This is a genomic window from Pseudoalteromonas sp. 3J6 (genome assembly GCF_903995135.1).
Lineage (GTDB): Bacteria > Pseudomonadota > Gammaproteobacteria > Enterobacterales > Alteromonadaceae > Pseudoalteromonas.
Genome location: NZ_LR877185.1, coordinates 623,567 through 638,563 on the forward strand (window position 1 = coordinate 623,567; position 14,997 = coordinate 638,563).

Consider the following 14,997-nt stretch of genomic DNA (forward strand, 5'->3'; position numbering starts at 1 on the left):
TTAAATAACGCGTTGAATTTAAGAGTTTTACTTAATTGGCATGGTCTGTGTAATAACAAAATAACGAAAGCAGTTATTGGAGTTGTTATGAGCAGTATTTTTTTAGGACAGGTTAATTATTCAGTGAAGTCTAATTCTCTGTATTACCGTGTGCTATCTCATGCAAATAAGATGCTATGTATTAGCTTATTGGGGGTGTTGATTACGCTGCTAATAAGTTATCCCTATGCAGGCTACTTTTCTATACCGGTACAAATTTTTGCACATATTAGCACGATTGTTCTCGCGGCTATTATCAAAGTGAGTTACGTACTGCGCTGTGTGGCACAGCATGGGCTGGGACAGGAGGTGCGCTAATGAAGCCCATAAACTTAGCCGAACCTATGCCAGCGCAGGTCGCATTTCATCAGGTATCACAATGGTCATTATGGATGTTGGCATTTAGACCCTTTTTTTTAGCTGGTGGATCACTAGCGTGTTTGTCTGTGGGTTATTGGTTACTTATTTTAAGTGGCGATGCACAGTGGTATTTAGTTATGCCTGCTAATTTGTGGCATGCACATGAAATGTTATTTGGTTTTGCGGGCGTGGTTGTGGCTGGCTTTTTACTTACTGCAGCACAAACATGGACCTGTGTTGCAAGTATTAACGGTAAACCATTGATGTGGCTTAGCCTAGTATGGCTTAGTGCACGGCTTAGTTTTTTTGTAGTTGTGCCTAGCATTGCTCAGTTTAATGTTTATGCGGTACTGATTTTACAAGTTGTTTGGTGGCTCTCGGTAATTATAGTGTTAGCTAGCATGTTGATAAAGGCGAGCAGTAAACGCAACTACTTGTTTTTATTTATTCTTTCATTTTTATGTACGCTCAATATGTTGTATTTAATACTAGTGCTAAAAAACCAAACGCAGCTAGCGCTTGTAATGGTTGATACCGCAGTACTGGTTATAAGCTTGTTGGTGGGGGTTGTGGCTGGACGTGTATTACCCTTTTTTACCGCCAAAGGGCTGGGCTTATCTAAGCAGGTACGCACACCAAACATAGATAAAGCTATTTTATACTTATCGGTATTGGCGATAGCATTATTTTTTATTAGTAAATTATTTTTCACTGTAATTAACCCGGCACTAGTTGTGATGAGTGCAGCGTTTTTGCATTTAGTTCGCGGTGTTTGCTGGTGGAACAAGCAAGTCCTAAAAGTCCCATTATTATGGTCGTTACACTTTGCGTATTTAGCTTTAGGTATAGGTTTAATGTTAGTGGCAATCAGTTTTTATAGCAGTGCAATACTGTTTAAAGACGCTCTGCATTTTATCACTATTGGTGGTATCGGCATGATGATTTTAGCCATGATGACACGGGTATCGCTAGGACATACCGGTCGCCCACTTAGTATTCCTGGTTTTATGAATCTTGCATTTGCATTGGTGTTTAGTGCCGCAATTATTCGTGCTTTTCTCCCGTCTTTTATTGGGCCACACCTAGCTTGGCAGATCAGTGCTGTGCTTTGGTTACTGGCCTTTTTATTATTTTTAATTCACTGCACTCCTATATTAACGCGGCGTCGTGTTGATGGGCGTCGTGGTTAGTTCACCCATAGGAAACCAAAATGTTATCTGAAAAAACTATTGAGATTGTAAAAAGTACAGCTCCATTACTTGCAGAAGCGGGCACAGCCGTCACCGATCATTTTTATAAGCGCATGTTTAGCCATAACCCGGAACTTAAACATATTTTTAATATGACTAACCAAGAAACGGGTCGTCAGCAATTTGCATTATTTAACGCCTTGGCTGCGTATGCGCAAAATATTGATAATTTAGCCGTGTTAAAAGAGGCATTAGCAAGAATTAACCATAAGCATACCAGCTTGAATATTTTACCCGAACACTACCCTATTGTTGGGGCGCATTTGATCGGCACACTTAAAGAGCTTATTCCTGAACAGTTTACAGCTGATGTTGAATACGCATGGCGAGAAGCTTATAACCTACTGGCTGATATTTGTATTACCGAAGAAGCAGCGTTGTATACACACAGTAAAAATAATCATGGTGGCTGGGTAGGTACACGGAAGTTTGAAATTACTCATAAACATGTTGAGTCTGAATTTGTAACCAGCTTTATCCTCACACCTTTAGACGGCAAAGCTGTTATTTCCCACAAGCCAGGACAATATCTTGGCATTAAAGTTAAGCCTGAGGGGGCAGAATATGAAGAGATCCGCCAGTATTCTATTTCGCAAAAGAGCAATGCTAAAAACTATCGTATTAGCGTTAAAAAAGAGTGCCAACCACAGCCTGGCGTGGTGTCTAACTATTTACACTCACTAGAGCAGGGCGCACGAGTAGAGCTATACCCACCAGCAGGTGATTTCTTTTTGAAAGATGCAACAAGCCCCGTTGTGCTTATTTCTGCAGGTGTTGGCCAAACCCCAATGATGGCTATGCTGCAAACGCTATTGAGCGACAATACTAATCAAGCGATTAGTTACTTACACGCGTGTGAAAATAGCTTGGAGTATTCATTTAAAGACTACCTAGCTCAGCAAACGGCTATGCATCCACAACTAAAAACCTTAACCTGGTTTAATCAAGGTGGTGGGGGATGTGATTACACAGGTCTTATGGATTTATCTGTGCTTGAAGCATCACTGCCTATTAGCGAAGGGGCATTTTATTTGTGTGGACCAGCTTCATTTATGGCTTATGTAAAAGGCCAACTACTTGACTTAGGTGTACAGAGCTCGAATATTCATTACGAAATATTTGGACCACACCAAGCATTATAAACATAAGTTACAGCTTTTTACTGTCGGTTTTTGCGGCATAAGCTTGTTGTTGCCACGCATTAAACAGCTTTTGTTGTTGATTTGATATTTTTAAACCATAAGTTTTTTGCATGTAAGCGTATGCATCGGCAATACGTTTACGTGCATAAACCGGAGGCTCTATAACGCGTTGTTTAAAATTAACCTTAACCTCACAGCGACCATATTGATTAGCATTTTGGGCTAACATGCCAAAGCGATAGTTTGAACGATCAGCGTTAATTTCACCGATTGCGGGAGCTAAATTGTTAATATCAGCTTCCATCATGCGAAACTTTGCACTTACTTTACGGCAATTTTTACGTCCACCATCTTGCCAGCATTGTAACTGATGACCGAACTCCCAAGCGGGTACAATATGTTCCCATTCTATTCGCAGAGCGCGTTGGTTCACGTTACCTGAACGGGTAAATGTGTTGCGTGGCACATAACCACAATGGGTTGCATCGGGTACTAACTTTTTGCCTTTACGTTTTATGTCGCAACCACAATAGATACTTTTTGCATTGGTTGGTAAGGTTTTAATTAAGTGTTTTTTAGCACTGGAAAAACGAGTAAATTGCTCAGCATTAATAGTAAAGCTGATAACGCAAAGCAATAACGCAAAAATAAAATGCGGCATATCCTATCACTTTAGTGAACTACAGGAGCCGCGATTTTAAAGAGAATAACCTAAATGGTAAATCAGTTTTCTGTACAACCTGCTTAAAAACTCAGGATAGCTTACGTTTTCTTGTTCTTAATCGGATGTTTTGCAGTAATAAAATAAAACCAGTAAAACTAAAAAACACACTGCTGGCAGCAAAGCTAATGAGTAACGGGTTGTTAAAATCCTCGCGCTCATCGTAATCCATAATGTGTAGCATCCAAAAGAAGTCAAACACTCGCCAAATATCACTGCGAACAGTAATCACTTTACCTGTGTCTGATGACAAATAGAGGGTGGTGTTAAATGTATCGTTAAATTTCACTTGCCATATATTTGTTTTATAACCGCTTTCTCGTGGGCCTGTAGCTAATAAAGCAGCGCTTACTCGTTGAGCATTAATAAGTAAGTGTGCGTGTGCATTAGCAATAATTTGCTGTCTATTAGGTGCTTTAAATGGTTGCCCAGTAATGCCATTAAAACTTTGTTGGCTACCGGCACTGGTTACAGTTATAAGTGGGGTGGATAAAAAATGCGTAAAGATTATTTTAGTCGGGTTGGTTACTTGGGATACGATATCATCAATTGATGCGATGTAGTCATGGCTTTTAAAGGGATTGGTTAGGGTGCGTGTTGCTAGGTGCTTACCATGTACTTTTTCAAGCGGAATAGCGCTCATAATTAAACCGCCAAGCAACCAAGCTAAAATTTGTAGCCCTAATAAGTAGCCCAACCATTTATGAAGTCTACGTGTTGGTTTAAATATTTTTTTCATAGGTGTTTATCTTATTACTTTTAATAAACATTTTACGCGAATGATAGGCAGGGTGAGTGCGACAAAATGTCGCACTAGTGCATTCAAATTGAGTTTCAGCACAATAGTGCTAATAGTAAGCTGCAATAACACCCTAAAATAAGAGTATTAACTGATAAAGTGTCTATTTATAGGGTGTTGATTTGGTATAACGGTAAAACTGCGTTAAAGTTTGCAAGGTAACCATTAGAGGATAAATACGAAACAATGTCGGAAATTCAATTTTTAAATGTAGATCTCGAGCTTGAGTCAAAGCAAGATATTAGCGTATTAGTTGCTGATTTAAAAAAGGTCGCAACCATTTTACATTATGATAAAGACGAATACCGCCAACTGGCACGCATCGAAGTAGCTGGTGAAATAACCACACCTGATAAAGCAATTAATCACTTATGTGAGCTAATTGAGTCGTGTTCACGCAATGCATTAAAGCAATGGTTAAGTTGTTCTCGTAGAACGTTTGATATGGGATTTGAGTCGGGTACGTCGCCAAAATGCTTTAATCAGGCCCTACATGCAGATACCTTGTTACGTATATCTGCAATTGGCGCAGGCATAGAAGTTACTATTTACCCTCTGGAAAAGTAATTTAACCTTTTCGTTCGACTACGGCTGCGGTCATTCTTGATACGCAGCAAAGCTCATTGCGGCTATTGGTTATTTTAATATCCCAAACCGAGCTGCGTTTACCTATATGATAAGCTTTTGCGGTAGCCGTTAATGTGCCGTTGCGTGACGCTTTTAAGTGACTGGCGCTGATCTCTTGCCCAACACAATAAAATCGACTGAAATCAACTACAAAGTTAGCGGCATAACTTGCTACGGTTTCAGCAAGGACCACATTGGCACCACCATGCACTATACCCATAGGGTTATGATGCTCTGGAATTGCCGGCATAGTGGCGACTAAGTAGTCATCTCCAATTTCACTGATTTCAATTCCCATGGTCTTCATGAGCGTGCCTTGGCCAGTGATCCCTTGATCTAATTGCTTACAAAACTCTAATGTAATTGGTTGATGCCAAATGCTCATACTCGCTCCTAAAAGAATGTTTAAAAATATAAAATTGAGCTCATATTAAGGTGAAATTTAAATCTTGTCGTGAGTGATAGCAAATAAAATTTTTTTAGCTTAATTTAAGCAGGTCGCCATACTACGACGCCTGCTTATGTAGCTTGCTTATTATTGGTAACTAGCAACCAGTTCTACATTATTATAAGCATCAAAGCCTTTGAGCATGACAGAGTAATTTCCACTGCGAGTATCACTGCAGCTCTCACTATTGCCATTTCTATATGGGCGACAATCAAAATTATTTGTGGATGCCGTTTCGTTAAATTTTACATATATATCAGCATCACCACTACCACCTGATGTTCTAAAAGTAACTTGTGTTGCTTCACTTGGTACTGCAAATGTAAATAATTTTTCGCTATTCTTTGCGCCATTAACCATAATTGCTTGATTATTTTGGAGCACATTGTCACCAGGAATTGGGGGGGTTGAAGATCTAAAGTTTGCAATAATAGGGTTAGTTAAGTTTAACACTCTGGCATTGTCATGTTCTGCCGAAGTCCCCATTACATCTCCATTGTATGATTTATTAGGGTTCGACCAGTAATTAATACGTGTACAATTACCTGGACAATTATATGCCATCACTGAGCGCCATTGCGATTGAGGTTGCTGGTAACCATGTCCAAATGAATAAGGAGTTGTTGAAGGATCGTTTTCTGGATTATGGCGAGCGCCTTGTAAGTGCCCAATCTCATGACCAAAGGAATAGTAGCCTGTCGCACAATCATAATCGACCATAGCAAAAGCGCTTTGAGCATTAGCACCAATGGCTTTGGCCTGGCCACAGTAACCATTGACATCATTTACTAATATAACTACATCTGCACCGAATTGATCGCGTAATGTATGTGCTTCATCCATATAACCATCGTTCTTAGCTGCTAAACGATTTAAATCAGTACCTGAGTTTGCAGCTTCAGTATAATTAATTTGGCTCATGTGGGCTATGCTAACAACTGCGTTGACGCCTGAGTTTTGATAACCTTGGTTGGTTTCAACAATCGCAAGATCAATTAAGCTATTTATATCCCCTGATTTTTGAGCTGCTGCTGGGGTATATAAAACTAATAAACTAATATTACTTTGCGTTTCGTTAGCCATTACCGATTGAGTGTTTTGAGCTGTTAAAATTTGTTCACTCATAAACTCCAAGTTATTAGACTGTTTATATTCGGGAGCATGTTCAGCTGGCTGCTTTTGGGGATCTAATTCAATGAAATTATGACCAGAGTGCTTATTTGGTTGTAATTTATATATCTGTTCACCTACTTTTACAGTACCCGAAATGCCTTTTGCAGATTTAATAAGTGTTATTTCGTCATCTTCTAAACTTTTACCAATCCAAATTAAGCTTCCCGTTGCTGACAAACTTGTTGAACTTTTTATAAATTCAATGTCGTTACCTTTAACAGGTAAAAGAAAGGTATTTGTGCTATTTGTGAGCTCAAAAAGAGGCTGGCCAAACTGTAATTGATTACTTGTTTGTGTGGCCACGCTTTGTGACTCATTAATATATTGCACTTCAAAAAGCGGAACTTGAGCTTGTGTATAGCCGCTGAATAGGAGCCCAATGAATAAAGGTGAGTATTTTTTCATTTCATAGTCCTTTTATATTTGTTTTGTCCACATAAAGTGTACACGCTAATATTTTTATTTCAATTAATTAACATTGCCAGCTATTAAAATTAACTATTGTTGTAAATTTTAAGATACATTTTTTATTTTTACTGTTGATTGGTTGCTTTAATCAGTGCAAAAATAATTTTTAGTAGTTATGAGCGGGTTATATCCTTAATGCGATAAGCTAATTATTATCAGTGGAACTAACTTAATTTATATTTGCGATCTTAAAATAACTGTATATACTCACAGTTAATTGTACTGTATGGAAAACCAGTTGTATGCGACCATTAACGAAACGCCAAGCGCAAATACTCGAACTTATCAAAGTGTTTATTAAAGACACTGGTATGCCTCCTACACGTGCCGAGATTGCACAAACACTGGGTTTTAAAAGTGCAAATGCTGCAGAAGAACATTTAAAAGCACTGGCTAAAAAAGGTGTGATTAAAATGAAGCCGGGCGCGAGTCGGGGTATTCAGCTTGTTGAAGAAGAAGAGCCAGAGCAACTGGGCTTACCTTTAATTGGTCGAGTTGCTGCGGGTGAGCCAATATTGGCGCAACAGCATGTAGAAAGCCACTGTAAAATTGACCCTTTAATGTTTAAACCTGCGGCCGATTTTTTACTGCGTGTTAACGGCATGAGTATGAAAGATATTGGCATTATGGATGGCGACTTACTCGCTGTACATAAAACTCAAGTAGCTGAAAATGGTCAGGTTGTTGTTGCTCGAGTGGATGATGATGTTACGGTTAAACGTCTAGAAAAAGCCGGCAGAAAAGTATTACTGCATGCTGAAAATGACGAGTTTTCAGCTATTGAAGTAGACTTGGAAAATGAATCTTTCAATATTGAAGGTTTAGCGGTGGGTGTTATTCGTAACGCTGATTGGATGTGATAGTTAAGCATAACCTAGCGCTTAATATTGATTAGGCGCTGTTTTTACATGCATTATTTTTGTACGATATTGCTTGTGAATCGCTTTTTGTTATTTTTAAAAATCGCTAAATATTTTATAAATAAACAAATTTTTCTAATTATTTTAAATCATAAAATTTTATATTTTTTCCGCTGTTATTCAAGCTACCCCTTACTAACCCTGACTTTGGGATTAATTACCTCATTAATTGCTATTTTCTTTGCTGCACTTTTTTAAGTAACCTCTTGTTTATTTTTCATGCTCACCTTGCTTATTGTTTATTTTTTAACTAGTTATTAAAGAGCTGGAATAAAAATAACTCACAGCCTAATCGTTTTGAGCACACACATTTAGTAACTCCAGCACCCTTATAAAAAATAAAAATAACGAATGGGCGTTTAAGCCGTATGCCTCTTCGCTTTGCGTCAGCAATAGCATCAAAGGAGCCGTCACATGGGTAAGCTGAGTTCTTCCTTGTGGCTTATATTGTTAGTTTTTTCGCAAAATGTGCTTGCTAATAGCCAATATAATATGCGTAAAGGCGTAACTGATATAAGTAATAATGTATACCAACTGCACATGACCATATTTTTAATATGTTGTGTGATTGGGGTGATCGTGTTTGCCATTATGTTTTGGGCACTCATCCATCATCGCAAGTCTAAAGGGGCTGTCCCTGCCCAGTTTCATGAAAGTACCAAAGTAGAAATACTCTGGACTGCTATTCCTTTTGTCATCTTAATTGTTATGGCCATTCCTGCGACTAAAACGTTAATTGCCATGGAGGATGCCAGCAAAGCTGATATCACCATAAAAATTACTGGATCACAGTGGAAGTGGCATTACGAGTATATGGGGGAAGACGTTGAGTTTTATTCAATGTTAGCGACTCCTCAAAATGAAATAACGAATCTTGCCGATAAAAACCCGAATTATTTACTCGAAGTAGATAAGCCGCTGGTGCTACCGATTAATCAAAAAGTACGTTTTTTAATGACTTCAGATGATGTAATCCACTCATGGTGGGTACCTGATTTTGCAGTTAAAAAAGATGCAAACCCTGGCTTTATTAACGAAACATGGACCAATATTAATGAAGTAGGTACTTACCGCGGGCAGTGTGCAGAGCTGTGTGGTAAAGATCATGGCTTCATGCCTGTTGTGGTAGAAGCAAAAACAGAAGAAGACTTCAAAACGTGGTTGGCAGAAGCTAAACAAGCTAAACAAAAAGCGGCTGAAGCAGACGCTGCGTTATTAGATCAAGTGGTACCAAAAGAGGAGCTGATGGCTCTTGGTGAGCAAGTTTATATGGCGAGCTGTGCAGCGTGTCATCAACCTACAGGTTTAGGTTTGCCGGGTGTTTTTCCAGCACTTAAAGGCAGCCCAATAGTTATAGGTGATATCAAAGGTCATATCGATATCTTACTTCATGGTAAACCAGGTACAGCGATGCAGTCTTTCGCAAAGCAATTATCTATTAAGCAGATAGCAGCCGTTATTACTTATAAGCGTAACGCATGGGGTAATGACACCGGAGAGGTAATTCAACCAAGCGAAATACAAGCGGCACTGGATGCTGATGGGGAGGCTAAATAATGAGTAGCATTGCAGAACAACCTAATTCCAATGAGGCTCATCATGGCCATCAACCTTCAACAGGCTTTAAGCGCTGGTTATTTACAACCAACCATAAAGATATCGGAAGCTTATATTTAATTTTTTCTCTCACCATGTTTTTGATTGGTGGAGCAATGGCCATGGTTATTCGGGCTGAGTTATTTCAGCCGGGTTTACAATTGGTTGATCCTCACTTTTTTAATCAAATGACCACAGTGCACGGCTTAATCATGGTGTTTGGTGCAGTAATGCCTGCATTTACTGGATTGGCAAACTGGATGATTCCGTTAATGATTGGTGCGCCAGATATGGCATTACCGAGAATGAACAACTGGAGCTTCTGGATTTTACCATTTGCGTTTTTGATTTTGTTAGCGTCATTGTTTATGCCTGGTGGTGGCCCTGCATTTGGGTGGACCTTTTACGCTCCGCTTTCCACCACTTATAGTAACGATAACACAGCAATGTTTGTATTTGCGGTACATATAATGGGTATCAGTTCGATTATGGGTGCCATTAATGTGGTGGTCACCATAGTGAATATGCGCGCTCCGGGGATGACGTGGATGAAACTGCCGTTATTTGTGTGGACATGGTTGATCACGGCTTTTTTACTTATTGCGGTTATGCCGGTACTTGCTGGTGCAGTTACTATGGTACTCACCGATAAATACTTTGCGACCAGCTTCTTTGATGCCGCTGGTGGTGGTGATCCGGTAATGTTCCAGCATATTTTTTGGTTTTTTGGTCATCCTGAAGTTTATATTATGATTTTGCCTGCCTTTGGCATTATCTCTACGATTGTGCCTACTTTTTCACGTAAAAAACTATTTGGTTATGCTTCTATGGTGTACGCCACTTCCTCGATTGCCTTATTGAGCTTTATTGTGTGGGCGCATCACATGTTTACCACAGGTATGCCCGTGGCGGGTGAGTTGTTTTTTATGTACGCGACTATGTTGATATCGGTACCTACCGGCGTAAAAGTATTTAACTGGGTAGCAACTATGTGGCGTGGCTCTATTAGCTTTGAAGTGCCCATGCTGTTTAGTATCGCATTTATTGTGCTGTTTACTTTAGGTGGCTTTTCGGGATTGATGTTGGCGATCACACCTGCTGATTTTCAATACCACGACACCTACTTTGTAGTTGCACACTTCCATTATGTGCTGGTGACGGGCGCGGTATTTTCTATTATGGCGGGGGCTTATTATTGGTTGCCAAAGTGGACCGGAAATATGTTCAATATTACCTTAGCAAAATGGCATTTTTGGTTGTCCTTGGTAAGTGTAAATGTGCTGTTTTTCCCAATGCATTTTGTGGGGTTAGCCGGTATGCCACGTCGAATTCCAGATTATGCACTGCAGTTTGCTGACTTTAACGCCATTATTAGTATAGGTGGGTTTGCCTTTGGTTTATCGCAATTACTGTTCGTTGTTGTTGTGTATAAATGTGCAAAAGGGGGCGATAAAGTGCCTGCAAAAGTTTGGGATGGGGCAGAAGGGCTTGAATGGGAAGTTGATTCACCAGCGCCATATCATACGTTCTCAACGCCGCCGGACATTAAATAATGACTCACTTGCCGTTATTAAAAAAGCTGGTGGTTATTTGCATTGCAATGTTTGCTTTTGCATTTGCCATGGTACCTATATATGACGTGTTTTGCGATATAACCGGGCTTAATGGTAAGCCCTCGCTAGAACAAGCACAGCAAAGTACCTTGGTTACTGAGAATAGAGAAGTTAGCGTTAGTTTTACCACCCATGCCCAAAGTGGTGCGCCTTTTGAGGTTAAATCTAAAGAATACAGTGTAGATGTAAAACCAGGGGCCATGCGTGAGGTTATGTTTAGCGCTAAAAACAACAGTAATGAAGACAAAGTGATGCAAGCGATACCCTCGGTAGCGCCGGGTAAAGCGGCTAAGTATTTACACAAAATAGCGTGTTTTTGCTTTGACCAGCAACCTTTGAAGGCTGGCGAGGAGTTAGAGTTTAAATTACTTTTTTATGTTGATACTGAGTTACCTAGTGATGTGGAGGAGTTAACTCTGTCTTATACCGTATTTGATATTAGCGAGAAGTTAGTAGCCAGTAATAACTAGCTTATAAAACTAGTGAAAAACTAGGAGCAAATGAAATGAATCAAAAATATGAACATTATTACGTACCTGATCAAAGCCCGTGGCCAATAGTTGGCGCGGTGGCGCTATTTTTTATTGCGGTAGGGGCAGCCTTAACAGTTATGGATATGGGTAAAGAGGGAGGCAGTGGTGTTTACTTACTGTATGTGGGTATTGCCGTATTGCTTTATATGCTGTTTAGCTGGTTTAAAAATGTGATTGAAGAGTCGCATCAAGGTTTATATTCTGCACAAATGGATCGCTCATTTAGACAAGGAATGAGCTGGTTTATTTTTTCAGAAGTCATGTTTTTTATGGCCTTTTTTGGGGCCCTTTTTTATGCCCGCATGTTTTCTGTGCCTTGGCTTGGAGGCGCCGATAACAACACCATGACTAACGAAGTGTTATGGCCTACTTTTGAGGCTGTGTGGCCATTGTTAAATACCCCAGGGGGCACCTCTACGCAAGCAATGGGCTGGCAAGGGTTACCACTGATAAATACCCTTATTTTATTAGCGTCGTCGGTAACTCTGCATTTTGCTCATGTAGCGATGGAAAATAACAAACGTACTCCACTTAAGGTGTTTTTAGGCGTAACTATTTTGCTGGGAGTATGCTTTTTAGGGCTCCAAGTAGAAGAATATATTTATGCTTATAATGACCTTAATTTAACCCTTGATGCGGGAATTTACGGTAATACCTTCTTTTTGCTAACCGGTTTTCACGGTATGCATGTCACCTTAGGTACCATTATTTTATTAATCGTTTTCCTACGGATTTTAAAAGGCCACTTTACAAAAAATAAGCACTTCGCGTTTCAAGCTGCGGCGTGGTACTGGCATTTTGTTGATGTTGTTTGGCTATGTTTGTTTGTTTTTGTATATGTACTGTAGTGGGCAAAGGTGATTGATTTGCCGTAATTAAACCGAGCTTTAGTGCGGCAATTACCATCACTAATACCACAACAGAAAATAACACCCGACGCCCTAAAAAGTGAGACATGGGGCGTCCATTGGTTTTTCCCGACACCATAATAAATAAAGCACGAAATAAATTAAACAATATAAATAATAACAGTAGAACAATAATAATTTTAATAATCACTGGATTTACCCTATGCAGTTAGTTGTATTTAACAAACAAAAGCTTAGCTCAATAATCACAGTTTGCCTGGTTGTTATTGTGGTATTAGTTTGTATGCGTTTAGGGTTTTGGCAATTACAGCGCGCAGATCAAAAGCAACAACAGCTTAATGCCATTGAAAATATTCAACAGCAAGGAGTTATGAGCTGGGCACAGTTGCAACAACTGCCAAAAGAGTGGAATAAAACCGGGGTATTAGTTTCGTTGAGTGGTTATTTTGATACCAATAATTATTGGCTGCTCGATAACCAAATTTATAATGGTCAGGTTGGTTACGACTTACTGACATTATTAAAATTACCTGATGAGTCGCGCTTTTTATTAGTTAATTTAGGTTGGGTAAAAGCTGGCCGCTCAAGAGAAATCCTACCAAACGTGACAATACCTAGTGGTAAATTTACGTTAACGGCACAAATTAAAGAAGATAATTTAAGTGGCTTTACCTTAGCTAATAGCAATACTCAGTCAGATTTAGCTAAACGAATTCAAATCATTGATCTGCAATCACTCAGTAGCCAATCTCAGCGAACTTTAGTGGATTTTATGGCCTATCGCCAAGGCGGTGAAGATGAGATTGCTGCTCCCCATTATGAAGCTGTTGTGATGAGTCCAGAAAAACACTATGCCTACTCAGTGCAGTGGTTTTTAATTGCGATTGCCTGTGTGGTAGTTGCTATTTTTGCAAGCAAGAAGAGGATAGATAATGAAAAATAAACCCCTGTTGCTCTTTGTTGTATGCTGCGCTATCCCTTTAGTGCTGGCTTACAGCGCGTTAAAACTTGATTGGCTACCTACAGCAATTACTAACCACGGTGAATTTTTAGAGCGTGAAATTAAGCTAGACAATTGGCAGCAGCATAATCCAAAACAATGGACTATTGCTTTAAATTATTCAGCACAATGCGAAGAGTCTTGCTCAGAGCAGCTCGCCGCTTTAGATAATTTATATGTTGCCCTTGGCAAAAATCAACACAAAGTAGATATGGCGATAATGGGGAGACCCAAAGCTGCGAAGCCGCATTGGCATATGATTGCTGAACAACAGCAGTTAAAACCCGCGAGTTTGTATTTAATCGACCATATGGGACTGATTGTGTTGGAATATCCATTTAACCCTCAACCACAAGAAAACCGTTTGATACAAAAGGGATTATTGAAAGATCTAAAAAAATTACTTAATTACTCTCGATCAAGCTAAGTAGAGGCTGCTATGTATAAAAATTATAAAAATTTGGTATTAGCAACGAGTTTATTCGCACTAATTGTGGTAGCTCTAGGCGCATATACGCGCTTAAGTGACGCAGGGCTTGGTTGCCCCGATTGGCCTGGTTGTTATGGCTTTTTAACCGTACCAAAACATGAGGCCGAGATTGCGAAAGCGATTCAGAGCTACCCCGACATGATATTTGAAACAGCAAAAGCATGGAAAGAAATGATTCATCGCTATTTTGCTGGCACGCTCGGAGTATTAATTTTAGTGTTGTTTATTTTGGCTTTTGTAAAACGCCAGTATCCAACTACGCCTGTAAAATTACCGATGCTACTGCTTTTACTTGTTATTTTTCAGGCCGCACTGGGTATGTGGACGGTGACTATGAACCTGCAGCCGCTTATTGTGATGGGGCATTTACTCGGAGGGTTTAGTATTTTGGCGTTATTAACGTTGTTGTACTTACGGCTGACTAGCCAGCCAATTACGGGGGGGGACGCAGGTGCAAAACCTCACTTTAAACTAAGCTTGGTGGCGCTCACGGTACTTATTTTACAAATCGCCTTAGGTGGCTGGTTAGCGGCTAATTATGCCGCGCCACATTGTAATGGTTTGCCGCTATGTAGTTATGCTCAGCCATTTTCGCTCAGTAGTGTTTTTCAGCTACCGTTAGAGCACAGTAATTATGAGTTTGGCGTGTTGTCACAACAAGCGCGTATGTCTATTCATTTACTGCATCGTATGTGGGCACTGGTCACTTGTATTGTGTTGGCACTTGTTATGTGGCGTATATATAGCCATGCCTATTCACAAAAAATTAAAAGCTGCACAGTGAGTGTATTGGTAGCGTTATTTTGCCAGATAGCGTTGGGGTTAGCAGTTGTGTACTTTCACTTCCCAATTAGTGTTGCGCTGGCGCATAATTTAATGGCTGCCATACTGTTATTAACTATGGTTAGGTTATGTTATTACCTAAAAGTACGTACTTAAAGGGGAATCG

The 14,997-nt window shown here is 39.7% G+C and carries 17 protein-coding genes; 12 read left to right on the plus strand and 5 right to left on the minus strand.

Annotation, left to right across the window (positions count from 1 at the left end; translation table 11 throughout):
* Window positions 1-87: 87 nt before the first annotated feature.
* The 3 genes from P3J6_RS02825 to hmpA are packed head-to-tail and all read left to right on the plus strand — an operon-like array spanning window position 88 to window position 2,791.
* Window positions 88-357 carry a hypothetical protein gene (locus P3J6_RS02825; protein WP_232735461.1) on the plus strand — a complete coding sequence of 90 codons (270 nt, stop codon included), beginning with the start codon at window positions 88-90 and terminating at the stop codon, window positions 355-357.
* Window positions 357-1,589 carry an NnrS family protein gene (locus tag P3J6_RS02830; RefSeq protein ID WP_198522186.1) on the plus strand — a complete coding sequence of 411 codons (1,233 nt, stop codon included), beginning with the start codon at window positions 357-359 and terminating at the stop codon, window positions 1,587-1,589. The genes P3J6_RS02825 and P3J6_RS02830 overlap by 1 nt, the downstream gene beginning before the upstream one ends.
* 20 nt (window positions 1,590-1,609) lie before the next feature.
* Window positions 1,610-2,791 (plus strand): NO-inducible flavohemoprotein, encoded by a 1,182-nt coding sequence (gene hmpA / locus P3J6_RS02835; RefSeq protein ID WP_198522187.1) that lies wholly within the window; start codon window positions 1,610-1,612, stop codon window positions 2,789-2,791.
* Between the two features lie 7 nt (window positions 2,792-2,798).
* Here the strand turns inward: hmpA and P3J6_RS02840 are convergent, their stop codons facing one another.
* Together P3J6_RS02840 and P3J6_RS02845 are read right to left on the minus strand one after the other, a co-directional pair.
* Window positions 2,799-3,452 carry an endonuclease gene (locus P3J6_RS02840; RefSeq protein WP_138608372.1) on the minus strand — a complete coding sequence of 218 codons (654 nt, stop codon included), beginning with the start codon at window positions 3,450-3,452 and terminating at the stop codon, window positions 2,799-2,801.
* Between the two features lie 91 nt (window positions 3,453-3,543).
* Window positions 3,544-4,251, minus strand: a complete 708-nt coding sequence (locus tag P3J6_RS02845; RefSeq protein WP_138608370.1) for a hypothetical protein — start codon at window positions 4,249-4,251, stop codon at window positions 3,544-3,546.
* Window positions 4,252-4,497: 246 nt separating this feature from the next.
* Here P3J6_RS02845 and P3J6_RS02850 point away from each other — a divergent pair, with 246 nt between their 5' ends.
* Window positions 4,498-4,878, plus strand: coding sequence for a hypothetical protein (locus tag P3J6_RS02850; protein ID WP_008114170.1), 381 nt, complete (start codon window positions 4,498-4,500; stop codon window positions 4,876-4,878).
* Window position 4,879: 1 nt separating this feature from the next.
* Here the strand turns inward: P3J6_RS02850 and P3J6_RS02855 are convergent, their stop codons facing one another.
* Together P3J6_RS02855 and P3J6_RS02860 are read right to left on the minus strand one after the other, a co-directional pair.
* On the minus strand, window positions 4,880-5,323 hold the full coding sequence (locus P3J6_RS02855) for a PaaI family thioesterase (RefSeq protein ID WP_138608368.1): 444 nt from the start codon (window positions 5,321-5,323) through the stop codon (window positions 4,880-4,882).
* 150 nt (window positions 5,324-5,473) lie between these two features.
* On the minus strand, window positions 5,474-6,964 hold the full coding sequence (locus P3J6_RS02860; RefSeq protein ID WP_198522188.1) for a M12 family metallo-peptidase: 1,491 nt from the start codon (window positions 6,962-6,964) through the stop codon (window positions 5,474-5,476).
* Window positions 6,965-7,269: 305 nt separating this feature from the next.
* Here P3J6_RS02860 and lexA point away from each other — a divergent pair, with 305 nt between their 5' ends.
* From lexA to P3J6_RS02885, 5 genes are all read left to right on the plus strand, one after another.
* Window positions 7,270-7,887: a transcriptional repressor LexA gene (gene lexA / locus P3J6_RS02865; protein WP_010392379.1), complete on the plus strand. Its 618-nt coding sequence runs from the start codon at window positions 7,270-7,272 to the stop codon at window positions 7,885-7,887.
* A gap of 474 nt (window positions 7,888-8,361) precedes the next feature.
* Entirely contained in the window at window positions 8,362-9,504 is a 1,143-nt protein-coding gene (gene coxB, locus P3J6_RS02870; RefSeq protein ID WP_054202822.1) for a cytochrome c oxidase subunit II, read from the plus strand.
* Window positions 9,504-11,096 (plus strand): cytochrome c oxidase subunit I, encoded by a 1,593-nt coding sequence (ctaD, locus tag P3J6_RS02875; RefSeq protein ID WP_198522189.1) that lies wholly within the window; start codon window positions 9,504-9,506, stop codon window positions 11,094-11,096. Before coxB ends, ctaD begins: the two co-directional genes overlap by 1 nt.
* Complete coding sequence (locus P3J6_RS02880; RefSeq protein ID WP_010392384.1) at window positions 11,096-11,626, plus strand: cytochrome c oxidase assembly protein; 531 nt, start codon at window positions 11,096-11,098, stop codon at window positions 11,624-11,626. The genes ctaD and P3J6_RS02880 overlap by 1 nt, the downstream gene beginning before the upstream one ends.
* Window positions 11,627-11,661: 35 nt before the next feature.
* Window positions 11,662-12,537, plus strand: a complete 876-nt coding sequence (locus tag P3J6_RS02885) for a cytochrome c oxidase subunit 3 (protein WP_198522190.1) — start codon at window positions 11,662-11,664, stop codon at window positions 12,535-12,537.
* Here P3J6_RS02885 and P3J6_RS18930 read toward each other — a convergent pair.
* Window positions 12,437-12,748, minus strand: coding sequence for a DUF2909 domain-containing protein (locus P3J6_RS18930; RefSeq protein WP_024602178.1), 312 nt, complete (start codon window positions 12,746-12,748; stop codon window positions 12,437-12,439). The two genes, P3J6_RS02885 and P3J6_RS18930, sit on opposite strands and share 101 nt — an antisense overlap.
* Before the next feature lie 12 nt (window positions 12,749-12,760).
* Between P3J6_RS18930 and P3J6_RS02895 the strand changes: the two genes are divergently transcribed.
* From P3J6_RS02895 to P3J6_RS02905, 3 genes are read left to right on the plus strand one after another with little or no spacing between them, the layout of a single operon-like run.
* Complete coding sequence (locus P3J6_RS02895) at window positions 12,761-13,501, plus strand: SURF1 family protein (RefSeq protein WP_178956742.1); 741 nt, start codon at window positions 12,761-12,763, stop codon at window positions 13,499-13,501.
* On the plus strand, window positions 13,491-13,985 hold the full coding sequence (locus P3J6_RS02900) for a transmembrane cytochrome oxidase associated protein (RefSeq protein ID WP_178956741.1): 495 nt from the start codon (window positions 13,491-13,493) through the stop codon (window positions 13,983-13,985). Before P3J6_RS02895 ends, P3J6_RS02900 begins: the two co-directional genes overlap by 11 nt.
* A 12-nt stretch (window positions 13,986-13,997) precedes the next feature.
* Window positions 13,998-14,987, plus strand: coding sequence for a COX15/CtaA family protein (locus tag P3J6_RS02905; protein WP_198522191.1), 990 nt, complete (start codon window positions 13,998-14,000; stop codon window positions 14,985-14,987).
* The last annotated feature ends 10 nt before the right edge of the window (window positions 14,988-14,997 follow it).